Below are 22,319 nucleotides of genomic sequence, written 5' to 3' on the forward strand. Positions count from 1 at the left end.
GGCGAGGCAAGGGGAGGTAAGACAAGGCGCGGCCAGGCACGGCGCGGCCCGGTGGGGTCAGCCCTTCAGCGGCAGCGCCGCCAGTTCGGCGACCGCCCAGGTGAGGGGGGCGAAGACGGCGACGAGGGCGGCGGCCCTCAGCAGGGCCGCCTTGCGCAGGGCGTTCGGCGGGGCGCCGGTGCGGAGCAGGGCCCCGGTGGTCTCCGCCCGGCTCTGCCGGGTCTCCAGGGCCGCGGTCAGGAGGGTGGCCGTGGTGCAGGCGAGGACGAGGGCCGCGCCGAGACCGGTGAGCGGTCCGACGGCGCCGGAGGCCGGGCCCGAGGCGTACAGGGCGGCGCCCGCGTAGGTGCCGGAGAGGACCGCGGCGACCACGCCGAGGGGGCGGCCGAGGCGGTGGGACTCGGTGGTGAGGACCCGGCCCGCGAGGAGCCGGACGGCGCCGGGCCGGACGGCCTGGAGGAGCCGCCCGCAGCCGTGAACGAGGCCGGGTCCCGCGAGGGCGAGGCCGACGGCGGTGAGGACCCAGCCGGCCAGGACGCCCGCCGGGTTGCCGTCGAAGCGGCCGGGCAGCGGGAGCCCCGTGCCGCCGCCGCGTCCCGCGTACGTCTCGGCGGCGAGGCCGACGGCGACCAGGGCGATGCCCCAGGGCAGTCCTGTGGGCAGCGGCCGTTCGGCGCCCTCCGGCGGGACGGGCGCGGTGCGGGGCCGCAGGGCGAGCCCGGCGGCGGTGGCGGCGGCGACCGGGAGGACGGCCAGCAGGGTGAGGGCGGCGGCGAGCGGCAGCGGCCGGTCGGCGGCGAGGAGCTCCGCGGCGGCGCCGTCGAAGGGCAGCCCCGTGAGGTCGCCGCGCAGGTGCAGGTAGCACAGCAGGGCGACGGCGGAGCCGAGGGCGCAGGCGACGGCGGTCGAGGCGGCGGCGATGGCGGTGAGCCGGGCGGGGCCGAGGCCGACGGCCGACAGCCCGGTCCTGGGGCGGGTGCTGGGGTCGGTACGGGCCACCGCGACGGCGAACTGCACGGTGGCGGCGAGGGGCAGGGCGCACCACAGCAGACGCAGGGCGGCGGCGCCCGAGCGGTCGGGGTGCCCGACGGCGTGTCCGAGGGTGCAGAGCAGCAGGAAGCCCACCCCGGCGGCGGCGGTGGCGACGAGGAGCCGCCGGGTCTGGACGAGGGGGTGGGACCCGCGGGCTAGACGGAGAGCGAGCACGCGGCGACGCCCTCCGCCCCGGAGGCCGGGGGCGGGCCGTCGGTGCGGCGCCCGTCCAGGAGGCCGACCGTGCGGTCGGCGAGGGCGGCGACCTCGGTGTCGTGGGTGGCGAGGAGCACGGTGATGCCGTGCGAGCGGGCGGCGGCCGTCAGGGTGCGCAGGAGCTGGGCGCCGTCGGCGCGGTGCAGGGCGGCGGTGGGTTCGTCGGCGAAGACCACCGAGGGGGTGGTGATCAGGGCGCGGGCGACGGCGATCCGCTGGCACTCGGCGTGGCTGAGGGCGTGTGGGCGCCTGCGGGCGCAGTCGCCGATGTCGAGGCGTTCCAGCCATTCCACGGCGGCGCTCCTCGCGGCCCGGTGGGAGGCGCCGCGGAGCAGCAGCGGCAGGGCGGCGTTCTCCCAGCCGGTCAGTTCGGGGACGAGGCCGGGGGAGGGGTCGATCCAGCCGAAGCGGTCGCGGCGGAGCCGTTCGCGGTCGGCGGTGCCCAGGGCGTGGACGGGGAAGGTCTCGAACCAGACCTCGCCCCGCTGGGCGACGAGCTGCCCGGACAGGCAGCGCAGGAGGGTGGTCTTGCCGCTGCCGCGCGGTCCGGCGAGGGCGAGGATCTCGCCCTCGCGGACGCCGAGGGAGATGTCGCCGAGGGCGTCGGTGCCGCCCAGGGCGCAGTGCAGGGAGCGCGCCCAGAGCACGTCGTTGTCCGGTGGGGCCATCGCGTACACCTCGATGTCGATCCGATCTGTGCCCCCCGTCCGGGGGAACGAAGGACGGGCCTGTCGGTCACTGGGCACCGTAAGGATTCGGATCGGTTCGTACGGACGGCACGCGGCCCGGGAGGCGTCCATCCACTCGGATGGACGCCTCCCGGGCCGGGGTGTCACGCCGTGAGGGCGGCGTGCCGCCCGCTGGTGGGGACCTCTACAGCTTGGTCCACGCCTCGGTGAGGACCGACCGCAGGATGCCCTCGATCTCGTCGAAGGTGCCCTGGTCGGCGATCAGCGGCGGGGCCAGCTGGATGACCGGGTCGCCACGGTCGTCGGCACGGCAGTACAGGCCGTTCTCGAAGAGCGCCTTGGAGAGGAAGCCGTAGAGCACGCGCTCGGTCTCCTCGTCCGTGAAGGACTCCTTGGTGACCTTGTCCTTGACGAGCTCGATGCCGTAGAAGAAGCCGTTGCCGCGGACGTCGCCGACGATCGGCAGGTCGTGCAGCTTCTTCAGGGTGGAGAAGAAGGCGTCCTCGTTGTCCAGCACGTGCTGGTTGAGGCCTTCCTTGTCGAAGATGTCGAGGTTGGCGATGGCGACCGCCGACGACACCGGGTGGCCACCGAAGGTGTAGCCGTGCAGGAAGGTGTTGTCGCCCTTGTAGAACGGCTCCGCGATGCGGTCGGAGACGATGCAGGCACCGATCGGGGAGTAGCCCGAGGTCATGCCCTTGGCGCAGGTGATCATGTCCGGCACGTAGCCGAACTTGTCACAGGCGAACATCGTGCCGAGGCGGCCGAAGGCGCAGATCGTCTCGTCGGAGACGAGGAGCACGTCGTACTGGTCGCAGATCTCGCGGACCCGCTGGAAGTACCCGGGCGGCGGCGGGAAGCAGCCGCCGGCGTTCTGCACCGGCTCCAGGAAGACGGCGGCGACGGTCTCGGCGCCCTCGAAGAGGATCTCCTGCTCGATCTGGTCGGCGGCCCAGCGGCCGAAGGCCTCGGGGTCGTCGCCGTGGATCGGGGCGCGGTAGATGTTGGTGTTCGGCACCTTGTGCGCGCCGGGGACCAGCGGCTCGAAGGGGGCCTTGAGGGCCGGGAGACCGGTGATGGACAGGGCGCCCTGCGGGGTGCCGTGGTAGGCGACCGCGCGCGAGATGACCTTGTACTTGGTGTGCTTGCCCTGGAGCTTGAAGTACTGCTTGGCGAGCTTCCAGGCGGTCTCGACGGCCTCGCCGCCACCGGTGGTGAAGAAGACCTTGTTGAGGTCGCCGGGAGCGTAGTCCGCGAGGCGCTCGGCGAGCTCGACGGCCTTGGGGTGCGCGTACGACCACACGGGGAAGAACGCGAGTTCCTTGGCCTGCTTGTACGCGACCTCGGCCAGTTCCTCACGGCCGTGTCCGGCGTTGACCACGAAGAGACCCGCGAGACCGTCGAGGTAGCGCTTGCCCTTGTCGTCGAAGATGTAGGTGCCCTCACCACGCACGATGGTGGGAACGGGCGAGTTCTCGTACGACGACATGCGGGTGAAGTGCATCCACAGGTGGTCGTAGGCAGTCTTGGAGAGGTCCTGGGTCATCGAGTTCCCCACATATAGGTCTGCTTCTTGAGCTTGAGGTAGACGAAGCTCTCGGTGGAGCGCACGCCCGGGAGGGTGCGGATGCGCTTGTTGATCACATCCAGCAGGTGGTCGTCGTCCTCACAGACGACCTCCACCATCAGGTCGAAGGAGCCCGCGGTCATCACCACGTACTCGCACTCGGCCATCGCGGTCAGTGCTTCCGCGACCGGATCCAGATCGCCCTCGACGTTGATGCCGACCATCGCCTGCCGTCGGAAACCCACGGTGAGCGGGTCGGTGACGGCGACGATCTGCATGACGCCCTGGTCGAGCAGCTTCTGGACGCGCTGCCGCACGGCGGCCTCGGAGAGGCCCACGGCCTTGCCTATCGCCGCGTAGGGACGGCGTCCGTCCTCCTGGAGCTGTTCGATGATCGCCAGGGAGACGGCGTCGATCGTCGGGGACGAACCGGTTCCGGTTCTGGAGTCTGTGCTTCGACTGGCCACACCTCACTGTGCACCGAGACTCGTCGGTCTCGCAACCCCAGATCGATGTAATTCGTTGCGCAAGGGCCTCTGAGCTACTGAATCCGAAGTAGCGGGGGGTTGGGCCTGTTGAAAGCGTCAGCCGAACCACTAGGCTGAGGTGTCTCGCCCATCGGGACACCGCACAGGGACGTGCGACGACAGAACGTGACAGGAGGGGTGGCAAGTGACCACCGAGCTGCGCCGGCTGCGTAACTACATCAACGGGGAGTTCCGCGACGCGGCCGACGGCCGCACCATCGACGTGGTCGACCCGACCACCGGCGAGGTCTACGCGACCTCCCCGCTCTCCGGGCAGGCCGACGTCGACGCCGCCATGGAGGCCGCCTCGGCCGCCTTCCCCGCCTGGCGCGACAGCACCCCCGCCGAGCGCCAGAAGGTACTTCTCAAGATCGCCGACGCCTTCGAGGAGCGCGCCGAGGAACTGATCGCCGCGGAGGTGCAGAACACCGGCAAGCCGATCGCCCTCACCGCGAGCGAGGAGATCCCGCCGATGGTGGACCAGATCCGCTTCTTCGCGGGTGCCGCCCGGCTCCTCGAAGGCCGCTCCGCCGGCGAGTACATGGAGGGCATGACCTCCATCATCCGCCGCGAGCCCGTCGGCGTCTGCGCCCAGGTCGCGCCCTGGAACTACCCGATGATGATGGCCGTGTGGAAGTTCGCCCCGGCCCTCGCCGCGGGCAACACCGTCGTCCTCAAGCCCTCCGACACGACCCCCGCGTCGACCGTCCTGATGGCGGAGATCATCGGGCAGATCGTCCCCAAGGGCGTCTTCAACGTCGTCTGCGGCGACCGCGAGACCGGCAAGGCCATGGTCGAGCACCCGACCCCGGCGATGGCCTCCATCACCGGCTCCGTCCGCGCGGGCATGCAGGTCGCCGAGTCGGCCGCCAAGGACGTCAAGCGCGTCCACCTGGAGCTGGGCGGCAAGGCCCCCGTCGTCGTCTTCGAGGACACCGACATCGAGAAGGCCGTCGAGGACATCTCCGTCGCCGGGTTCTTCAACGCCGGGCAGGACTGCACCGCCGCCACCCGCGTCCTCGTCCACGAGTCGATCCACGACGAGTTCGTCGCGGCCCTCGCCAAGGCGGCGTCCGAGACCAAGACCGGTCAGCCGGACGACGAGGACGTGCTCTACGGCCCCCTCAACAACGCCAACCAGCTCAAGCAGGTCAGCGGCTTCATCGACCGTCTCCCGGCCCACGCCAAGGTCGAGGCCGGCGGCCGGCGCGTCGGGGACAAGGGCTACTTCTACGCCCCCACCGTCGTCTCCGGCCTCCGGCAGGACGACGAGATCGTCCAGAACGAGGTCTTCGGCCCCGTCATCACCGTCCAGTCCTTCACGGACGAGGCCCAGGCCCTGGAGTACGCCAACGGCGTCGAGTACGCCCTGGCCTCCTCCGTCTGGACCAAGGACCACGCGCGCGCCATGCGCATGTCCAAGGCCCTCGACTTCGGCTGCGTGTGGATCAACACCCACATCCCGCTGGTCGCCGAGATGCCCCACGGCGGCTTCAAGAAGTCCGGCTACGGCAAGGACCTCTCCGCCTACGGCTTCGAGGACTACACCCGCATCAAGCACGTCATGACGTCCCTGGGCTGATCCCCGCCCCGGCCCGTCACCGCGGCCCCGACCCCCTTGATCGACAGGGTGTCGGGGCCGCGCTCCGTCGCTCGACGGACCGTCCATTGCCCCCGGCCACGGACCACCGCGATGCTGCACGGGTGAGAGCGACCAGGAAGTACATGTCCCGCCGGTCCCTGCTGCGCGGCAGCGTCGCCGCCGGGGCCACCCTGCTCGCGGCCGGGTGCGGAGTCCCCGCCGCCTACGTCGAGGAGGGCGCCCGCGCCGGACGCGACCTCTCCGCCCGGGACCGCACCCTCGACTTCGCCAACTGGCCGCTCTACATCGACACCGACGACGAGGACCCCAGGAAGCGCCCCACCCTCGACGCCTTCCGCGAGGAGACCGGGATCGCCGTCCGGTACACCGAGGAGATCAACGACAACGACGAGTTCTTCGGGAAGATCAGCCCCTCCCTGATGAACCACCAGGAGACCGGCCGCGACCTGATCGTCATCAGCGACTGGATGGCCGCCCGCTTCGTCCGCCTCGGCTGGGTCCAGGAGATGGACCGCGCCGCCCAGCCGAACGTCGCGAAGAACCTCGCCGCCCAGCTGCGCACCCCCGCCTTCGACCCCGGACGGCTGCACAGCGTGCCCTGGCAGTCCGGGATCACCGGCATCGCGTACAACCGCCGCAGGCTCGGCCGGGAACTGCGCTCCACCGAAGAACTCTGGGCCGACGACCTGCGCGGCAAGGTCACCCTGCTGTCCGGGCTCGACGAGTCCCTGTCCCTGCTCCTGCAGGGCGACGGCGTCGACGTCACCCGCTGGACCGCCGACGACTTCCACGCCGTGTGCGAGCGGATCGAGGGCCTCGTCCGCCGCAAGCACATCCGCCGCTTCACCGGCAACGACTACATCAAGGACCTCTCCACCGGCGACGTCCTGGCCTGCCAGGCGTACTCCGGAGACGTCATCCAGCTCCAGGCCGACAACCCGGACATCGAGTTCGTCGTCCCCGAGGAGGGCGCCGAACTCTGGGCCGAGTCCCTGATGATCCCCAACCTCGCCCAGCACAAGAGCAACGCCGAGAAGCTCGTCGACCACTACTACCGGCCCGAGGTCGCCGCCGAACTCGCCGCCTGGGTCAACTACGTCTGCCCGGTCCCCGCCGCGCAGAACGTCCTCGCCGACTCCGGCGACGAGGAACTCGTCGCCCTCGCCGAGGACCCGCTGATCTTCCCCGACGCCGACATGCGCTCCCGGCTCACCATCATGCGGGACATCCGCTCCGACGAACGCCAGGAGTTCGCCAAGAAGTGGAACGCGATCGTCGGCCTCTGACGGTCCCGGCCTCGGTACGGCCCGGCGCCCCTCACGGACCCCGTACCGGCCGGCCCCGGCCCCCGGCGGCCCGCGACCGGCCGGGACCCGCCACCGGGTCCGCCGGTGATCAGTCCGGCAGGCCGTACGCCGCCACCATCAGGCCCAGCGCGGTCCGGTTCATGTCCTGGCCCTTCGCGTCCGTGGAGTTGACGCTGTAGACCAGGGTGCGCGCGCCGTCACGGGTCGAGGCGACGGCCGTGTTGTAGCCCCAGCGGCCACCCGTCTTCCCCCACACCTCGCGCCCGCCCAGCCGCTTCATCGACAGCCCGGCGGAGTACGCGGCGGGGGCGCCGGTCGTCAGGTCCGTGACCCCCGGCAGGGTGAACATCTCCGCCAGGAGCGGCCCGCGCACCACCCGGCCCGCGAACAGCTCCCGGACGAAACGCTCCAGGTCGGCGGTGGTCGAGACCAGATCGCCCGCCGCCCACGCCTCCGAGGTCCCCCAGACGGACACGTCACGGAGCCCGGTCGTCCCGTCGTCGAGCCGCATCGTCTGATAGCCGTGGTTGTACGGGCCCACCAGCTCGGCCGCGCCGCGCGGGAGGTAGGTGTCCCGCAGCCCCAGCGGGCGCAGGATCCGCCGCTCCACCTGGTCCTCGAAGTCGTCGCCGGTCACCCGCTCCACGATCAGACCCGCGACCGTGTAGCCGATGTTCAGATAGTGCTGACGGGTGCCCGGCCGGAACTCGCGCGGCTTCGCCACCGCCGAACGCACCAGCTCCCGGGGCGTGTACGTGTCGAAGCGGTGGGCGTACCACTCCTCCACCGTCGTGCCCGGCAGCCCGGCGGCCGGGATGCCGTGCGTGTGGTTCAGCAACTGGCGGACCGTCACCCGGGCGTACCGGCCGGGGATCAGCTCCGGCAGATACGAACGGGCCGTGCGGTCCAGGCCGATCCGCCCCTCGGCGGCCAGCTGGAGCACGGTCGCCGCCGTGAACACCTTCGTCACCGAACCCGCCCGGAACCGGGCCCCCTGATCGGCGGGGGCCCCCGACTCCAGGTCGTGGACGCCCGCCCCGCCCCGCCAGACCCCCTCCGCGCCGCCGACCCGGACGAGCGCGGCCGTGGCGTCGGCGCGGGGGAGCCCCGCGACGACCGCCGACATCGCCTCTGCCAGACCCGGCGCCGGCATCGCCTCGGACAGACCCGGCGCCGGGACCGACCCGGCGGGACCGGGGCCGGACACCGCCCCGGCCGGACCGGCCCCCGGGGGCGCCGCCGCGACGGCCGGGACGACCGCCGGACCGGCCGCCACCCCCAGTACCAGGGCGGCGGCGAGCAGCGTGCGGACGGACTTCCTCATGGTCAACTCCGTGGGTGTGGGCCGTCGTTCTCGATGGCTCCATCCTCCGGACCGGGGGCCCCGCGCGGATCGCCCGCACCGGCGGTCCTCCGGGGTCAGTTCCTCCCCCGCCCGGGGGAGGACCCCGGGGACCGGTCTCCCCCGGGCGGGGGAGAGCCCGCCGCGACGAGCCCCGTCTCGTACGCGCAGATCACCGCCTGGACGCGGTCCCGCAGTCCCAGCTTGGCCAGGACGTTGCCCACGTGCGTCTTCACCGTGTGGTCGCTGACCACCAGCTCCGCCGCGATCTCCGCGTTCGACAGACCGCGTGCGAGCAGCAGCAGCGTCTCCCGCTCCCGGCCCGTGAGCACATCGAGCCGGGGGTCCGGGCCCGTCCCGCGCGGCCCGGCGCCCGCCCCCCGGGTGTACTGCTCCACCAGCCGCCGGGCCACCGACGGCGCGAGCAGCGACTCGCCCGCCGCCACCACCCGGACCGCGTGCACCAGATCGTCCCGCCGCACGTCCTTCAGGAGGAAGCCGGACGCGCCCGCGTGCAGCGCCTCGTACACGTACGCGTCGGTGTCGAAGGTCGTCAGGATCACCGTCCGGCAGCGGGACCCGGCCGCGATCGTCCGGCACGCCTCGATCCCGTCGGTCCCCGGCATCCGGATGTCCAGGAGGGCCACGTCGGGCGCGTGCCGCCGCACCGCCTCGACCGCCGCCGCCCCGTCGCCCGCCTCCGCGACCACCTCGATGTCCGGCTGCGCGTCCAGGATCATCGCGAAACCGCTGCGGACCAGCTCCTGGTCGTCCGCCACCACCACCCGGACCGTCCTCACGCCCCCGCCTCCACCGTGGACGGCACGGGCAGCACCACCCGCACCTCGAACCCCCGGCCGTCCGGCCCGGGGCCGGTCTCCGCCGTCCCGCCCTGCGCGGCGGCCCGCTCCCCGATCCCGGTGAGACCGTGCCCGGGACCGCCCCGGCGGGGCCGTGCCCGGCCCGTCCCCGGGCCCCGCCCGTCGTCGGTGACCGTGACCCGCAGGACGCCGTCCGCGTGGACCAGCCGCACCTCGGCCCGGCGCGCCCCGGAGTGCCGGACCACATTGGTCAGCGCCTCCTGCACGATCCGGTACACCTGGGCGCCGGTGGACGCGGGCAGCGCCCGTACCCCGCCCGCCGTCTCGTACGCCACGGCGAGCCCGCCCGCCCTGACCCGGTCCAGCAGCTCGGGGACGCCGTCCAGGCCGGGCTGCGGAGCGCGCGGGGCCGCGCCGCCACCGGCCTCCCCGTTGCCGTCCCGCAGCAGCCCCAGCATCTGCCGCAGCTGGACCATCGCCTCGCGGCCCGTCTCCGAGATCGCGTCGAAGGCCGCCTCCGCGCGCTCCGGCGCCGTCCGCACCGCCACCGGACCGGCCTCCGCCTGGACCACCATCAGGCTCACCGCGTGCGACAGGATGTCGTGCATCTCCCGCGCGATCCTGGCCCGTTCGCGCGCGGCGGCCCGCTCGGCCTCGACCCGGTGGGCGCGCTGCCGGGCGTCCTGGAGCCGCCCGAAGACATAGGCGGCGCCGAACACGAAGAGGGAGAAGGTCAGTTCACGGGCCGACCGGGTGTTGAGCCACACCGACACCGGCACCGCGGCGAGCAGCAGGACCGTGGTCAGGAGCCGCTGCCACGGCGGCGCGAGCAGCGCGACCGTGTAGACCGCGACGAGCCCGGTGTACGGCAGCGGCTGCCCCGGCCCGTCGAGCGCCAGCTCGTACGAGGCGCTCGCCGCGAGCACCGCGAGGAGCACCGGGAGCGGTGCGCGGCGCCGCAGCACCAACGGCAGCGCGGTGAGCGTCGTCAGCCCGTACGCGCCCCAGGTCGCCGGTGGGAGGTCGGGAGCGCGCGGCACCACGAAAGGCATGGTCAGGGCCGCCTGGACCAGCAGCGCGATCCCCAGGTCCACCGCCCAGGGGTTCGCCGCGCCCCAGGCGCGCAGCCGCTCCCGGCGGACCCGCGCCTCCCCCCGTACGTCCATTAGGGCTTGCGGCCCACCGCGCCGAACTGGGCCACCACGGGCGCCCCCGCGGAATCGTTCCGCCACCGTGAGCAGGAGACGATGCCCGGCTCCAGGAGGTCGAGGCCCTCGAAGAAGGAGGTGAACTCGGCGCGGCTGCGGGCGGTGATCGGCGGGGTCGCGTTCTCGTTCCAGAAGGCCATCGCGGCCTTGTTGCCCTCGCCGCCGAGCTCCGGCTCCAGGGTGGGGTGGGTCAGGACGAGGTGGCTGCCGGAGGGGACGGCGTCCATCACGGTCCGGACGATCGACCGTGCCTCGTCGGTGTCCAGCACGAAGTTGAGGATGCCGAGCATCATCACCGCGACCGGCCGGGAGAAGTCGAGGGTCTTCCCCGCCGCCGCGACGATCTCGCGGGGGTCGTGGGCGTCGGCGTCCACGTACTCGGTGACGCCCTCCGGCGCGCTGGTCAGGAGCGCGCGGGCGTGGGTGAGGACGATCGGGTCGTTGTCGACGTAGACGATCCGGGCGTCCGGCGCCGAACGCTGGGCGACCTCATGGGTGTTGTCGACGGTCGGCAGACCCGTACCGATGTCGAGGAACTGGCGGGCGCCCTCCTCGGCGGCCAGGAACGTCACCACCCGGCCGAGGAACGCCCGGTCCGCGCGGGCCACTTCGCCGATGCTGGGGTAGAAACCGGTGACCTGCTCGCCGACCGCGCGGTCCACCGGGTAGTTGTCCTTGCCCCCCAGCCAGTAGTTCCACACCCGGGCGTTGTGGGCGATGTCGGTCCTGATGCGGTCTTTCATGCGCGAGCCTTTCGCAGGACGTCGGTCAGCGCGTCGACGCGGTTCGTGGTGACCGAGTCGACCCCCTTCATGATCAGCTTACGCATGGTGCGCCGGGTGTCGGCGGTCCAGACCGAGACCAGCAGGCCGTCCCGGTGCAGCCGCTCCGTCAGCTCCCCGCTCACCAGGCCGAAGCGGTAGTTGAGCCAGCGCGGCCGGACCGCGTCCAGCAGCGCAGGCCGGGGCGGGACGAGCGAGTTCCAGGTCAGGGCGATCTCGGCGGCCGGGTCGGCGGCCCGCACCTGGAGCATGGCGACGGCCCCGGCGCAGTAGTAGACGCGCTCCCCGGCGCCGCACTCGCGGACCGTTCCGACGATCGTCCGCACCGACTTCTCGTCGCCGCCCGGCAGGTCCACCATCAGCCGCCTGTCCCCGGCGGTGAGCAGGGCCTCGCGCAGGGTCGGGACGCCGCCCCGGGTCACCTCGGCGACCTGGGCGCGGGTGAGGTCGGCGAGCCGCCGGTCGTGGCCCCAGAGCCGTTTCAGGGTGTCGTCGTGGAGGAGGACGGGCACCCCGTCCTTCGTCAGGCGGACGTCGATCTCGACGGCGTCCGCCCCCCGCTCGATCGCCGAGGAGATCGAGCGGAGGGTGTTCTCACGGACGCGGTACGGGTCGCCGCGATGGCCTACGGCAGTGACAGGGCGCATGACCCCATTCTCACCGCCGTCAGCGCGCCAGCCACCCGTCGGTGTAGGCGTCGATCTCGGCGGCGATCACGGCCTTGCCCGAGGCGTCGAGGAAGGAGGCCTCGACCGCGTTCTTGGCGAGGGCGGCGACACCGCGCTCGTCGAGGCCGAGGAGCCGGGCGGCGACCGCGTACTCGTTGTTGAGGTCGGTGCCGAACATCGGCGGGTCGTCGCTGTTGACCGTGACGAGGACGCCCGCCTCGACCATCCGCCGGATCGGGTGCTCGTCCAGGGTGGCGACCGCCCGGGTGGCGATGTTGGAGGTCGGGCAGACCTCCAGGGCGATCCGGTGCTCGGCCAGGTGGGCGAGGAGCGCCGGGTCCTGGACGGAGGTGGTGCCGTGCCCGATGCGCTCCGCGCCCAGGTCGTGGATCGCGTCCCAGACCGTCTGCGGTCCGGTGGTCTCGCCCGCGTGCGGGACGGAGCGCAGTCCGGCGGCCCGCGCACGGTCGAAGTACGGCTTGAACTGCGGGCGCGGCACCCCGATCTCCGGGCCGCCAAGACCGAAGGAGACCAGGCCCTCCGGGCGCAGCGCGTCGGTGGTGGCGAGCCGCGCGGTCTCCTCGGCGGAGACGAGCCCGGCCTCGCCGGGGATGTCGAAGCACCAGCGCAGGATCGTGCCGAACTCGGCCTCGGCGGCCTTGCGGGCGTCCTCGATGGCCGCCATGAAGGCGCGCTCGTCGATGCCCCGGCTGGTCGAGGAGTAGGGGGTGACGGTCAGCTCGGCGTACCGGATGTTCTGCCGGGCCATGTCCCGGGCGACCTCGAAGGTCAGCAGCCGGACGTCCTCGGGGGTGCGGACCAGGTCGACGACGGACAGGTAGACGTCGATGAAGTGGGCGAAGTCGGTGAAGGTGAAGTAGTCGGCCAGCGCCTCCGGGTCCGTGGGGACCTTCGAGTCGGGGTGCCGGGCGGCGAGCTCGGCGACGATCCGGGGCGAGGCGGAGCCGACGTGGTGCACGTGCAGCTCGGCCTTGGGGAGGCCCGCGATGAACGGACGGAGATCGGTCATCCGATCATCGTAGGCCGGTCGGGTCCCGCACAGGGGGGAGGCCTTAGCATGGCGGGACCATGATGGGGGAGGCCCATGTCTGACAACCAAGACCAGTCGCGGGGCGGATTCGACCCGGCGGACCCGTGGGCTCCGCCGAACCGTGACGGGGTGGAACTGAGCAAGGCGGCGACGCCCCCGCCGGTCCACGACCAGCAGACCGTCACGTCCGTGCCGGTCACGCCGGAGCCCGGGGCGGCCGTGCCGCCGCCACCGGTGGCGCCCGGCGGCCCGGCGGCCGCGCCCGGCACGTACGGCTATCCGGCGGCGGAGCCCGCCGCCGGCGGATACGGCTACCCGACGGCCGCGAGCCCGGCGGCCCCCGCCGCCTCCGGATACGGCTACCCCGGCTACCCGGACACCTCGTCGCCGTACGGCGGCGGCTACCCCGGCCAGCCCGGCTGGCCGCAGCAGCCGTCCAACGGCATGGGCACGGCCTCGATGGTGCTCGGCATCATCGCCGTGGCCGGTTTCTGTCTGTACGGCCTGGGCATGGTCCTCGGCATCCTGGCGCTGATCTTCGGCGTCATCGGGCTGAAGAAGGCCGGCCGGGGCGAGGCGACCAACCGGGGCATGGCCATCGCGGGCATCGTGCTCGGCTCCATCGGCACCCTGGTCAGCGCGGTCTTCGTGGCGTTCATCGTCTGGGCGGTCGTCCAGGACCCGGGCACTTTCGAGGAGTCCGGCAGCGGCGACCCCTACGCCTCGGTCCTGGAGATCGAGCGGGGCGACTGACCGACGGCCGCGCCCGAAGGCCGGGGCCCCGCACCTGCTCAGGTGCGGGGCCCCGGCCCGTACCGGCGGGAATCACTCCGTCCGCAGCCGCTCCCGTGCCTCCATCAGGGCGAAGCCCAGCAGGTTGAGGCCCCGCCAGCGGGCCGGGTCGGTGGCACGGGGGTCGTCGGCCGTCAGCCCGATGCCCCAGACGCGGTCCATCGGGCTGGCCTCCACCAGGACCCGGGTGCCGGTCCCCAGGAGATAGGCGCGCAGCCCCTCGTCCGAGGAGAACTTGTGGACGCTGCCCTCGACGACGATCCCGAGGCGCTCCCGCTCCCACACGGCCTCGTCGAAGCCCCGGACCAGCCGCCCCGCGACCTTGGCCTCGGCGGGCGTACGGGCGGCCAGGGCGGCCCGCTCGGCGTCGGCGTCCCCGAAGAGACGGGCCTTGGCCGCCATCATCCAGTGCTCGGCGGTCGCGTACGCCACACCGTCGGTCACGAAGGGCGCGGGCCACCACTGGCTCAGACAGCTCGCGGAAAGGCGACCGTCCGGATGCGGACGGTGACCCCAGAAGTGCAGCCACTTCACCCGCTCACCCCTGCTGACCTGCTGTGTCAGTGTCTCGATACCGCTCATGCACGGCAGTGTGGCATTCACCACGGACAATACGTACGGAGATTTTCCGGCCGCCTCGACACATGGTCGACCGATTCCGTCGCGTAACCAAAAGGCAACAACGGAATCACTTGTTGACCCCCTTTCGCCATGTCAGGATCGGCACTCAATTCGAGCTGGGACAACGGAGAGCGTCATGGGCAACCGCTTCCAGGTGACGGACCGCTTCGCGGACGGCGCACAGTACATCGGCGGACGGCTCCGTGCCGGAACCTCCGGTCAGCGGCACAGCGTGGTCGACCCCGCGACGGGGGAGAGCGTCCACACGTACGAGCTGGCCTCCACCGCCGACGTCGACGCCGCCGTCGCCGCCGCCAAGGCGGCCTTCCCCGGCTGGTCGGGCGCCACCCCCGGAGAGCGTTCCGACGCCCTCCACCGCTTCGCCGCCGTCCTCGCCGAACGGGCCGACGACTTCGCCCGCGTCGAGTCCCTCCAGTGCGGCAAGCCCCTCAAGCTGACCACCGAGTTCGACGTACCGGGCACCGTCGACAACACCGCCTTCTTCGCGGGGGCCGCCCGCCACCTCCAGGGCCAGTCGGCCGCCGAGTACAGCGGCGACCACACCTCGTACGTCCGGCGCGAGGCGATCGGCGTCATCGGCTCCATCGCCCCCTGGAACTACCCGCTCCAGATGGCGGCCTGGAAGATCCTCCCGGCCATCGCCGCGGGCAACACGATCGTCCTGAAGCCCGCCGAGCTGACCCCGCTGACCTCCCTGATGTTCGCGCGGGCGGCCACCGACGCGGGCATCCCCGACGGAGTGATCAACGTCGTCAGCGGCGCCGGACGGACCGTCGGCGAACACCTCGTCGGCCACCCCGACGTCGTCATGACCTCCTTCACCGGCTCCACCCCCGTCGGCAAGCGCGTCGCCGAGATCGCCACCGCCACCGTCAAGCGCCTCCACCTCGAACTCGGCGGCAAGGCACCCTTCGTCGTCTTCGACGACGCCGACCTGGAGGCCGCCGCGCACGGCGCCGTCGCCGCCTCCCTCATCAACAGCGGCCAGGACTGCACCGCCGCCACCCGCGCCTACGTCCAGCGCCCGCTCTTCGACGCCTTCGTCGCCCGGGTCGCCGAACTGATGGAGACCGTCCGCCTCGGCGACCCCTTCGACCCGGCCACCGACCTCGGGCCGCTCGTCAGCCACCGGCACCGCGACGCCGTCGCGGGCTTCGTGGAGCGCGCCCGCGCCTACGCCACCGTCGTCACCGGCGGCGAGATCCCGGGCGGCGACCTGAAGGACGGCGCGTACTACCGGCCGACCCTGATCACCGGAGCCCCGCAGGACAGCGAGGTCGTGCAGTCGGAGATCTTCGGGCCGGTCCTGGTGGCCCTGCCCTTCGACAGCGACGACGAGGGCATCCGGCTCGCCAACGACACCCCCTACGGCCTGGCCGCCTCCGCCTGGAGCCGGGACGTCTACCGGGCCCACCGCGCCACCCGGGAGATCAAGGCCGGCTGCGTCTGGGTCAACGACCACATCCCGATCATCAGCGAGATGCCGCACGGCGGCAGCAAGGCATCGGGCTACGGCAAGGACATGTCGGTGTACTCCTTCGAGGAGTACACCCAGGTCAAGCACGTGATGTTCGACAACACCGCGGTGGCGGCCAAGGACTGGCACCGCACGATCTTCGGGGACCGATAGCAGCTCGTCGCTGACCGGCGACGCACCAACCTCCCGAAAGGGCACAGCGCATGGAGCAGTACGAGCCCGACGGCCTGTCGGCCGCGCAGACGGCCGCGATACGCCGCAGCCTGACGAGCGGCCGGAGTGCCCTCAGCCGCCGTTCGGTGCTGCGCGCCGGAGGTGTCGGGGCGCTCACCCTCGGCGGTCTCGCCGGGCTGAGCGCCTGCGGCATCCCGCCGGCCAAGCGGGAGGGCCAGGGGCCCGCGTCCACCGACGTGTCGGCCAAGGAGAGGACCGTCGCCTTCTCCAACTGGACCGAGTACATGGACATCGGCGAGGACGGCAAGTCCCGCCCCACCCTGGCGGCGTTCCGCGAACGCACCGGGATCGCGGTCAAGTACACCGAGGACATCAACGACAACGTCGAGTTCTTCGGCAAGATCAAGCCGCAGCTCGCCGCTGGACAGGAGACCGGCCGCGACCTGATCTGCGTCACCGACTGGCTCGCCGCCCGCATGATCCGGCTCGGCTGGGTCCAGAAGCTCGACCCGGCGAACCTCCCCAACGCCTACGCCAACCTCTCCGCCCAGTTCCGCCGCCCCGACTGGGACCCGGGCCGCTCCTACTCGTACCCCTGGACCGGCATCTCCACCGTCATCGCCTACAACGTGAAGGCGACCGGCGGCAGGAAGGTCGACTCGGTCAGCCAGCTCCTGGACGACCCCGCCCTCAAGGGCCGCGTCGGCTTCCTCACCGAGATGCGCGACACCGTCGGCATGGCCCTGCTCGACCTCGGCAAGGATCCCGGGAAGTTCACCGACGCCGACTTCGACGCGGCCGTCGGACGCCTCCAGAAGGGCGTCGACACCCAGCAGATCCGCCGCTTCCACGGCAACGACTACACCTCGGACCTCAGCAAGGGCGACCTCGCCGCCTGTCTCGCCTGGGCCGGTGACGTCATCCAGCTCCAGGCCGACAACCCGGACATCCGGTACGCCATCCCGTCCGCCGGATACATCACCTCCACGGACAACCTGCTCGTCCCCGCGCAGTCCCGGCACAAGACGAACGCCGAGAAGCTCATTGACTACTACTACGAGCTTCCCGTCGCCGCCCAGCTCGCCGCGTACATCAACTACGTGTGCCCCGTCGACGGGGTGAAGGACGAGCTGGCCAGGATCGACCCCGAGCTCGCGGACAACACGCTGATCCTCCCGGACAAGGCCATGGCCAAGAAGTCGCGCTCCTTCCGCTCGCTCAGCAGCGCGGAGGAGACGGCGTACGAGGAGAAGTTCGCCAAGCTCATCGGCGCCTGAGGCCACGCCGTCCACCTCTCTCACTCCCCTGGGACCGCAACCCATGACTGACAAGAACACCGGCGGCGACGTCCGTCTCACCGGGATCAGCAAGTCCTACGGCTCCTTCACCGCCGTCCACCCGCTGGACCTGACCGTCCCGCAGGGCTCCTTCTTCGCCCTCCTCGGCGCCTCCGGCTGCGGCAAGACCACCACGCTCCGCATGATCGCCGGGCTGGAGGACCCCAGCACCGGCACCGTCTTCCTCGGCGACCGGGACGTCACCGACCTCCCCCCGTACAAGCGGCCGGTCAACACCGTCTTCCAGTCCTACGCGCTCTTCCCGCACATGGACATCACCGAGAACATCGCCTTCGGGCTGCGCCGGCGCGGCGTCAAGTCCGTGCAGAAGCAGGTCGACGACATGCTGGAACTCGTCCAGCTCGGCGACAAGGCCCGCCACAAGCCGCACCAGCTCTCCGGCGGCCAGCAGCAGCGCGTCGCGGTGGCCCGCGCCCTCATCAACCACCCCCAGGTCCTCCTCCTCGACGAGCCGCTCGGCGCCCTCGACCTCAAGCTGCGCCGTCAGATGCAGCTGGAGCTCAAGCGCATCCAGACCGAGGTCGGCATCACCTTCGTGCACGTCACCCACGACCAGGAGGAGGCCATGACCATGGCCGACCAGGTCGCGGTGATGAACGGCGGCCGGGTCGAGCAGCTCGGCGCCCCCGCCGACCTCTACGAGAACCCGCGGACCACCTTCGTCGCCAACTTCCTCGGCACCTCCAACCTCATCGAGGCCGAGGTCCTGGAGACCGGCGGCGACCTCCTCGTCACGGCGGGCGGCAGCAGGCTCCGGGTCCCCGGTGACCGCTGTACGACCGCCGTCCGCCAGGGCGGCAAGGTGCTCGTGGGCGTCCGCCCCGAGAAGATCTCGCTGACCCACGCCGACGACGCGGCCACCGTCGCCGACGGCCGCAACCGGGTCACCGGCCGGATCGCCGACTCCTCCTTCATCGGCGTCTCCACCCAGTACGTGGTGGACGGCCCCGCGGGCAGCGGCCTCCAGGTCTACGAGCAGAACATCGAGCGCGACACCCGGCTGCGCCCCGGCGCCGAGGTCGTCCTGCACTGGAACCCGGCGCACACCTTCGGGCTCGACGCGGCCCAGGCCATCGACGCGGGCGTGGAGACGGTGGAGGACGCCGGATGAGCGCGACCACCCTCGCCGAGGAGACGGCGGACCCGGCGGCGGAACCCGTGCCGCGCAAGCCCTCCACCCGCAAGCGGCTCGTCCCCTACTGGCTGCTGGTGCCCGGCATCCTCTGGCTGCTCGTCTTCTTCGCGCTGCCGCTGGTCTACCAGGCCTCGACCTCGGTCCAGACCGGCTCCCTGGAGCAGGGCTTCCAGGTCACCTGGCACTTCCCGACCTACTGGGACGCCTTCCGGGAGTACTGGCCGCAGTTCGTCCGCTCCCTGCTGTACGCGGGCACCGCGACCCTGCTCTGTCTGCTGCTGGGCTACCCGCTCGCGTATCTGATCGCCTTCAAGGCCGGACGCTGGCGCAATCTGCTGCTGGTCCTCGTCATCGCGCCCTTCTTCACCAGCTTCCTCATCCGGACGCTGGCCTGGAAGACGATCCTGGCCGACGACAGCCTCGTGGTCGACGTCCTGAACGCGCTGCACGTCCTCGACGTGACCAGCTGGCTCGGCTGGACCGAGGGCAGCCGGGTGCTCGCCACCCCGATGGCCGTCGTCTGCGGCCTCACGTACAACTTCCTGCCCTTCATGATCCTGCCCCTCTACACCTCCCTGGAGCGGATCGACGGCCGGCTGCACGAGGCCGCGCGGGACCTGTACGCCTCCCCGGCGACCACCTTCCGCAAGGTGACCTTCCCGCTGTCGATGCCCGGCGTCGTCTCCGGCACCCTGCTCACCTTCATCCCGGCGGCCGGTGACTACGTCAACGCGGAACTGCTCGGCTCCACCGACACCAAGATGATCGGAAACGTCATCCAGTCGCAGTTCCTGCGGGTCCTCGACTACCCGACGGCCGCCGCGCTCTCCTTCATCCTCATGGCGATCGTGCTGGTCATGGTCACCGTCTACATCCGCCGTGCGGGAACGGAGGACCTGGTCTGATGCGCTGGATACGACGCAACCTCGTCGTCATCGCGGGCCTGCTCACGCTCGCGTACATGATCCTGCCGAACCTCGTGGTGATGGCGTTCTCCTTCAACAGGCCGAAGGGCCGCTTCAACTACGCCTGGCAGGAGTTCTCGCTCGACGCCTGGAAGGACCCCTGCGGCGTCGCCGACATGTGCGAGTCGCTCTCCCTGTCGCTCCAGATCGCCGCCTGGGCCACCCTCGGCGCGGTCGTCCTCGGCACGATGATCGCCTTCGCCCTGGTCCGCTACCGCTTCCGGGCGCGCGGCGCGATCAGCTCGCTGATCTTCCTGCCGATGGCGATGCCCGAGGTCGTGATGGCCGCCTCGATGCTCACGCTCTTCCTCAACATGGGCATCCAGCTGGGCTTCTGGACGATCCTCATCGCCCACATCACGTTCTGTCTGTCGTTCGTCGTGACGGCGGTCAAGGCCCGGGTCATGTCCATGGACCCGCGCCTCGAAGAAGCCGCGGGCGACCTCTACGCGAGCCCCGCGCAGACCTTCCTCCGGGTGACCCTGCCGATCGCGGCCCCCGGCATCGCCGCCGGTGGCCTGCTGGCCTTCGCCCTCTCGTTCGACGACTTCATCATCACCAACTTCAACGCGGGCTCCACCGTGACCTTCCCCATGTTCGTCTGGGGCTCGGCGCAGCGAGGAACCCCCGTTCAGATCAACGTCATCGGCACCGGGATGTTCGTCCTCGCGGTACTGATGGTGGTGGCCGGGCAAATCATTACGAACCGGCGCAAGAAAACAGCAACGGCCTGAGCGATGAAGCAGCTCAGCCACTGAAGGAGTTGGAAACCATGGCCCCAGTCGCCATGCGTCTCGCCGCCCAATCTCTCTCCGACGCCCAGCCCGTCCCCTTCTGGCTGGAAGACCCGGGCAAGCCCGCCGCCCTGCCCGCCCTCACGGGCACCGAGAAGTGCGACCTCCTCGTGGTCGGCGGCGGTTACAGCGGCCTGTGGACCGCGCTCCTCGCCAAGGAGCGCGAGCCCTCCCGTGACGTGGTGCTGATCGAGGGGCGCGAGGTGGGCTGGGCCGCCTCGGGCCGCAACGGAGGCTTCTGCGCGGCCTCCCTCACCCACGGCTTCGGCAACGGACTCGCCCGCTGGCCGGGCGAGCTGCCCCAGCTGGAGCGGCTCGGCGAGCGCAACCTCGACGGCATCGAGGAGGCGGTCGCCCGCTACTCCCTGGACTGCGACTTCGAGCGCACCGGCGAGATCGACGTCGCCACCGAGCCGTACCAGGTCGACGAGCTGCACGAGATGTACGAGGAGATCGAGCGGCTCGGTCTCGCCGACGGTCTGGAGCTCCTCGACCGGGACGCGGTGCGCGCCGAGGTCGACTCGCCGACCTTCCTGGGCGGTCTCTGGGACCGGCGGGGCGTCGCCATGCTGAACCCGGCCAAGCTGGCCTGGGGCCTCAAGCGGGCCTGTCTCGACCTCGGCGTGCGGATCTTCGAGAACACCCCGGGCCTCGATCTGCTCTCCGTCGGCGCGGGCATGGGCGTGCGCACCCCGTACGGCCGGGTCGTCGCCCGGAAGGTCGCCCTCGGCACCAACGTCTTCCCGTCGCTGGTCAAGCGCGTCCGCCCGTACACCGTCCCGGTCTACGACTACGCGCTGATGACCGAGCCGCTCAGCCCCGAGCAGCTCGCCTCGATCGGCTGGAAGAACCGGCAGGGACTCGGCGACTCCGCCAACCAGTTCCACTACTTCCGGATCACCGCCGACCACCGCATCCTGTGGGGCGGCTACGACGCGATCTACCCGTTCGGCGGGAAGCTCAGCGCCGAGATGGACCACCGCCCCGAGACGTACCTCAAGCTCGCCGAGCACTTCTTCCGCTGCTTCCCGCAGCTGGAGGGTCTGCGTTTCAGCCATGCCTGGGGCGGCGCGATCGACACCTGCTCCCGCTTCTCCGCCTTCTTCGGTACGGCGTACAAGGGCAGGGTGGCGTACGCGGCGGGCTTCACCGGTCTCGGGGTCGGCGCGACCCGCTTCGGCGGGGACGTGATGCTGGACCTGCTCGCGGGGGAGCGGACCGAGCGCACGGAGCTGGAGATGGTCCGCTCCAAGCCGCTGCCGTTCCCGCCCGAGCCGATCGCCTGGGCGGGCATCGGGATCACCAAGTGGTCCCTGGCGCGCGCCGACGAGCACGGCGGGAAGCGCAATCTGTGGTTGAAGGCCATGGACCGGGTGGGCCTCGGCTTCGACAGCTGAGCACCCCTGTGATCCACATCACAACTGATGAGTAGCTGAAGTCGCGTAAGAGAAGCCCCCGCGCCCGCTCTCTCCGTACGGACACCGTGTCCACACGGAAGGAGATCGTTGCGATGACTGGTACGGGGGCCTCGGGCACCAAGAGCGCGGTGGAATGGCTGGCATCGGTCGCACCCGACCCCGACGCCTGCCGGTGGGAGTGGGAGCGCAACCCGCACGGGGTCGCGCTGCTGCCCGCCGGCAGGCGCTGGGACGTCCTGATCCTGCCGGGGGAGCTCGGCCGCCCCACGCTCGATGTGCTGACGCGTCTGGTGAGCAGGCCGGGGCCGGTCCTCGCGGACTTCGGCGACGCCCGGACGGGCTTCTTCGTGCCGCCCGGCACCGCCGCCCGCTGGCTCGGCACCGGGGTGCGCGGCGCGGGCACCGGCACCTGGATCGTGGTGCCGTACCCCGGTCGCGCGACCGGCGGGGTCCACTGGCTGGTGCCGCCGGACGGCACCGGCACCCTCACCGACGCCACCCTCCTGGAGATGGCGATGCACGAGGCCGCGGGGCGGCTCGGGCGGCCGGGGCGTGACGCCTGAAGGGTGTCGCGGAAGGGGGGCCGTCCGCCCGGAGGGCAGGTGTGGACGGGGCTTCGGAACACGCCCCGGACCGCCCCTTCCGGGCCCGGCCGGGCGCGTGGTCCGTACGGTGTGCGGACCGCTCCGTCCGCCGTGCGGACGCCGGGGACAGAGGTCTTGACCACTCGATTGGTCTGGACCATGCTGTG

Annotated in this window: 21 protein-coding genes; 10 read left to right on the forward strand and 11 right to left on the reverse strand. The window is 71.7% G+C overall.

The features are described 5' to 3' along the window. Positions 1-57: 57 nt before the first annotated feature. The 4 genes from ACIRQY_RS24425 to ACIRQY_RS24440 all read right to left on the reverse strand — a co-directional run bounded on the left by ACIRQY_RS24425 (position 58) and on the right by ACIRQY_RS24440 (position 3,971). Positions 58-1,206: a hypothetical protein gene (locus ACIRQY_RS24425; protein ID WP_403929164.1), complete on the reverse strand. Its 1,149-nt coding sequence runs from the start codon at positions 1,204-1,206 to the stop codon at positions 58-60. Next, positions 1,188-1,916 (reverse strand): ABC transporter ATP-binding protein, encoded by a 729-nt coding sequence (locus ACIRQY_RS24430; RefSeq protein WP_403929167.1) that lies wholly within the window; start codon positions 1,914-1,916, stop codon positions 1,188-1,190. The genes ACIRQY_RS24425 and ACIRQY_RS24430 overlap by 19 nt, the downstream gene beginning before the upstream one ends. A 205-nt stretch (positions 1,917-2,121) precedes the next feature. Further along, positions 2,122-3,483, reverse strand: a complete 1,362-nt coding sequence (locus tag ACIRQY_RS24435) for an aspartate aminotransferase family protein (protein ID WP_403929169.1) — start codon at positions 3,481-3,483, stop codon at positions 2,122-2,124. Then, complete coding sequence (locus ACIRQY_RS24440; protein WP_017235908.1) at positions 3,480-3,971, reverse strand: Lrp/AsnC ligand binding domain-containing protein; 492 nt, start codon at positions 3,969-3,971, stop codon at positions 3,480-3,482. The genes ACIRQY_RS24435 and ACIRQY_RS24440 overlap by 4 nt, the downstream gene beginning before the upstream one ends. 205 nt (positions 3,972-4,176) lie before the next feature. On the opposite strand from ACIRQY_RS24440, the gene ACIRQY_RS24445 reads away from it, so the two are divergent. Together ACIRQY_RS24445 and ACIRQY_RS24450 are read left to right on the forward strand one after the other, a co-directional pair. Further along, entirely contained in the window at positions 4,177-5,613 is a 1,437-nt protein-coding gene (locus tag ACIRQY_RS24445; protein ID WP_403929172.1) for a gamma-aminobutyraldehyde dehydrogenase, read from the forward strand. A gap of 143 nt (positions 5,614-5,756) precedes the next feature. After that, positions 5,757-6,920 (forward strand): PotD/PotF family extracellular solute-binding protein, encoded by a 1,164-nt coding sequence (locus ACIRQY_RS24450; RefSeq protein WP_403929332.1) that lies wholly within the window; start codon positions 5,757-5,759, stop codon positions 6,918-6,920. A 109-nt stretch (positions 6,921-7,029) separates the two neighbouring features. Here ACIRQY_RS24450 and ACIRQY_RS24455 read toward each other — a convergent pair whose 3' ends face one another. The 6 genes from ACIRQY_RS24455 to ACIRQY_RS24480 form a co-directional block, all read right to left on the reverse strand. Continuing rightward, the gene (locus tag ACIRQY_RS24455) at positions 7,030-8,265 is read right to left on the reverse strand and encodes a serine hydrolase domain-containing protein (RefSeq protein ID WP_403929174.1); all 1,236 of its coding nucleotides are present in this window, start codon (positions 8,263-8,265) and stop codon (positions 7,030-7,032) included. Between the two features lie 95 nt (positions 8,266-8,360). Further along, positions 8,361-9,083: a response regulator gene (locus ACIRQY_RS24460; RefSeq protein WP_403929177.1), complete on the reverse strand. Its 723-nt coding sequence runs from the start codon at positions 9,081-9,083 to the stop codon at positions 8,361-8,363. Continuing rightward, positions 9,080-10,270 (reverse strand): sensor histidine kinase, encoded by a 1,191-nt coding sequence (locus ACIRQY_RS24465; RefSeq protein WP_403929179.1) that lies wholly within the window; start codon positions 10,268-10,270, stop codon positions 9,080-9,082. The genes ACIRQY_RS24460 and ACIRQY_RS24465 overlap by 4 nt, the downstream gene beginning before the upstream one ends. Then, a complete protein-coding gene (locus tag ACIRQY_RS24470) occupies positions 10,270-11,055 on the reverse strand; it encodes an SAM-dependent methyltransferase (protein ID WP_351787133.1) in 786 nt (261 codons plus the stop codon). Before ACIRQY_RS24470 ends, ACIRQY_RS24465 begins: the two co-directional genes overlap by 1 nt. Then, entirely contained in the window at positions 11,052-11,741 is a 690-nt protein-coding gene (locus ACIRQY_RS24475) for a glycerophosphodiester phosphodiesterase (RefSeq protein WP_403929183.1), read from the reverse strand. Before ACIRQY_RS24475 ends, ACIRQY_RS24470 begins: the two co-directional genes overlap by 4 nt. A 19-nt stretch (positions 11,742-11,760) precedes the next feature. Beyond that, positions 11,761-12,792: an adenosine deaminase gene (locus ACIRQY_RS24480; protein WP_403929186.1), complete on the reverse strand. Its 1,032-nt coding sequence runs from the start codon at positions 12,790-12,792 to the stop codon at positions 11,761-11,763. A gap of 75 nt (positions 12,793-12,867) precedes the next feature. On the opposite strand from ACIRQY_RS24480, the gene ACIRQY_RS24485 reads away from it, so the two are divergent. After that, a complete protein-coding gene (locus ACIRQY_RS24485; protein WP_403929189.1) occupies positions 12,868-13,566 on the forward strand; it encodes a DUF4190 domain-containing protein in 699 nt (232 codons plus the stop codon). Between the two features lie 72 nt (positions 13,567-13,638). Here the strand turns inward: ACIRQY_RS24485 and ACIRQY_RS24490 are convergent, their stop codons facing one another. Next, positions 13,639-14,187 carry an NADAR family protein gene (locus ACIRQY_RS24490; RefSeq protein WP_403929191.1) on the reverse strand — a complete coding sequence of 183 codons (549 nt, stop codon included), beginning with the start codon at positions 14,185-14,187 and terminating at the stop codon, positions 13,639-13,641. Positions 14,188-14,362: 175 nt separating this feature from the next. On the opposite strand from ACIRQY_RS24490, the gene ACIRQY_RS24495 reads away from it, so the two are divergent. The 7 genes from ACIRQY_RS24495 to ACIRQY_RS24525 all read left to right on the forward strand — a co-directional run bounded on the left by ACIRQY_RS24495 (position 14,363) and on the right by ACIRQY_RS24525 (position 22,131). Further along, positions 14,363-15,877: a gamma-aminobutyraldehyde dehydrogenase gene (locus ACIRQY_RS24495; RefSeq protein WP_403929194.1), complete on the forward strand. Its 1,515-nt coding sequence runs from the start codon at positions 14,363-14,365 to the stop codon at positions 15,875-15,877. Between the two features lie 50 nt (positions 15,878-15,927). Then, complete coding sequence (locus ACIRQY_RS24500) at positions 15,928-17,175, forward strand: PotD/PotF family extracellular solute-binding protein (RefSeq protein ID WP_403929197.1); 1,248 nt, start codon at positions 15,928-15,930, stop codon at positions 17,173-17,175. A 43-nt stretch (positions 17,176-17,218) separates the two neighbouring features. Beyond that, positions 17,219-18,367 carry an ABC transporter ATP-binding protein gene (locus tag ACIRQY_RS24505; protein ID WP_403929200.1) on the forward strand — a complete coding sequence of 383 codons (1,149 nt, stop codon included), beginning with the start codon at positions 17,219-17,221 and terminating at the stop codon, positions 18,365-18,367. Beyond that, positions 18,364-19,296: an ABC transporter permease gene (locus ACIRQY_RS24510; RefSeq protein WP_351787113.1), complete on the forward strand. Its 933-nt coding sequence runs from the start codon at positions 18,364-18,366 to the stop codon at positions 19,294-19,296. The genes ACIRQY_RS24505 and ACIRQY_RS24510 overlap by 4 nt, the downstream gene beginning before the upstream one ends. Continuing rightward, positions 19,296-20,090, forward strand: coding sequence for an ABC transporter permease (locus tag ACIRQY_RS24515; protein ID WP_351787110.1), 795 nt, complete (start codon positions 19,296-19,298; stop codon positions 20,088-20,090). Before ACIRQY_RS24510 ends, ACIRQY_RS24515 begins: the two co-directional genes overlap by 1 nt. 38 nt (positions 20,091-20,128) lie before the next feature. Next, complete coding sequence (locus ACIRQY_RS24520; protein ID WP_403929203.1) at positions 20,129-21,547, forward strand: NAD(P)/FAD-dependent oxidoreductase; 1,419 nt, start codon at positions 20,129-20,131, stop codon at positions 21,545-21,547. A 113-nt stretch (positions 21,548-21,660) separates the two neighbouring features. After that, positions 21,661-22,131, forward strand: a complete 471-nt coding sequence (locus ACIRQY_RS24525) for a hypothetical protein (RefSeq protein WP_403929206.1) — start codon at positions 21,661-21,663, stop codon at positions 22,129-22,131. The last annotated feature ends 188 nt before the right edge of the window (positions 22,132-22,319 follow it).

This window comes from Streptomyces sp. NPDC101490, from assembly GCF_044767145.1.
GTDB lineage: Bacteria > Actinomycetota > Actinomycetes > Streptomycetales > Streptomycetaceae > Streptomyces.

What these genes read in the sequence shown, in the direction of transcription:
- ACIRQY_RS24430 (WP_403929167.1), bottom strand. Translation starts at nt 1,916, where the DNA reads ATGGCCCCACCGGACAACGACGTGCTCTGGGCGCGCTCCCTGCACTGC.
- ACIRQY_RS24435 (WP_403929169.1), bottom strand. Translation starts at nt 3,483, where the DNA reads ATGACCCAGGACCTCTCCAAGACTGCCTACGACCACCTGTGGATGCAC.
- ACIRQY_RS24450 (WP_403929332.1), top strand. Translation starts at nt 5,757, where the DNA reads ATGTCCCGCCGGTCCCTGCTGCGCGGCAGCGTCGCCGCCGGGGCCACC.
- ACIRQY_RS24455 (WP_403929174.1), bottom strand. Translation starts at nt 8,265, where the DNA reads ATGAGGAAGTCCGTCCGCACGCTGCTCGCCGCCGCCCTGGTACTGGGG.
- ACIRQY_RS24465 (WP_403929179.1), bottom strand. Translation starts at nt 10,270, where the DNA reads ATGGACGTACGGGGGGAGGCGCGGGTCCGCCGGGAGCGGCTGCGCGCC.
- ACIRQY_RS24470 (WP_351787133.1), bottom strand. Translation starts at nt 11,055, where the DNA reads ATGAAAGACCGCATCAGGACCGACATCGCCCACAACGCCCGGGTGTGG.
- ACIRQY_RS24475 (WP_403929183.1), bottom strand. Translation starts at nt 11,741, where the DNA reads ATGCGCCCTGTCACTGCCGTAGGCCATCGCGGCGACCCGTACCGCGTC.
- ACIRQY_RS24480 (WP_403929186.1), bottom strand. Translation starts at nt 12,792, where the DNA reads ATGACCGATCTCCGTCCGTTCATCGCGGGCCTCCCCAAGGCCGAGCTG.
- ACIRQY_RS24485 (WP_403929189.1), top strand. Translation starts at nt 12,868, where the DNA reads ATGTCTGACAACCAAGACCAGTCGCGGGGCGGATTCGACCCGGCGGAC.
- ACIRQY_RS24490 (WP_403929191.1), bottom strand. Translation starts at nt 14,187, where the DNA reads ATGAGCGGTATCGAGACACTGACACAGCAGGTCAGCAGGGGTGAGCGG.
- ACIRQY_RS24495 (WP_403929194.1), top strand. Translation starts at nt 14,363, where the DNA reads ATGGGCAACCGCTTCCAGGTGACGGACCGCTTCGCGGACGGCGCACAG.
- ACIRQY_RS24500 (WP_403929197.1), top strand. Translation starts at nt 15,928, where the DNA reads ATGGAGCAGTACGAGCCCGACGGCCTGTCGGCCGCGCAGACGGCCGCG.
- ACIRQY_RS24505 (WP_403929200.1), top strand. Translation starts at nt 17,219, where the DNA reads ATGACTGACAAGAACACCGGCGGCGACGTCCGTCTCACCGGGATCAGC.
- ACIRQY_RS24510 (WP_351787113.1), top strand. Translation starts at nt 18,364, where the DNA reads ATGAGCGCGACCACCCTCGCCGAGGAGACGGCGGACCCGGCGGCGGAA.
- ACIRQY_RS24515 (WP_351787110.1), top strand. Translation starts at nt 19,296, where the DNA reads ATGCGCTGGATACGACGCAACCTCGTCGTCATCGCGGGCCTGCTCACG.
- ACIRQY_RS24520 (WP_403929203.1), top strand. Translation starts at nt 20,129, where the DNA reads ATGGCCCCAGTCGCCATGCGTCTCGCCGCCCAATCTCTCTCCGACGCC.
- ACIRQY_RS24525 (WP_403929206.1), top strand. Translation starts at nt 21,661, where the DNA reads ATGACTGGTACGGGGGCCTCGGGCACCAAGAGCGCGGTGGAATGGCTG.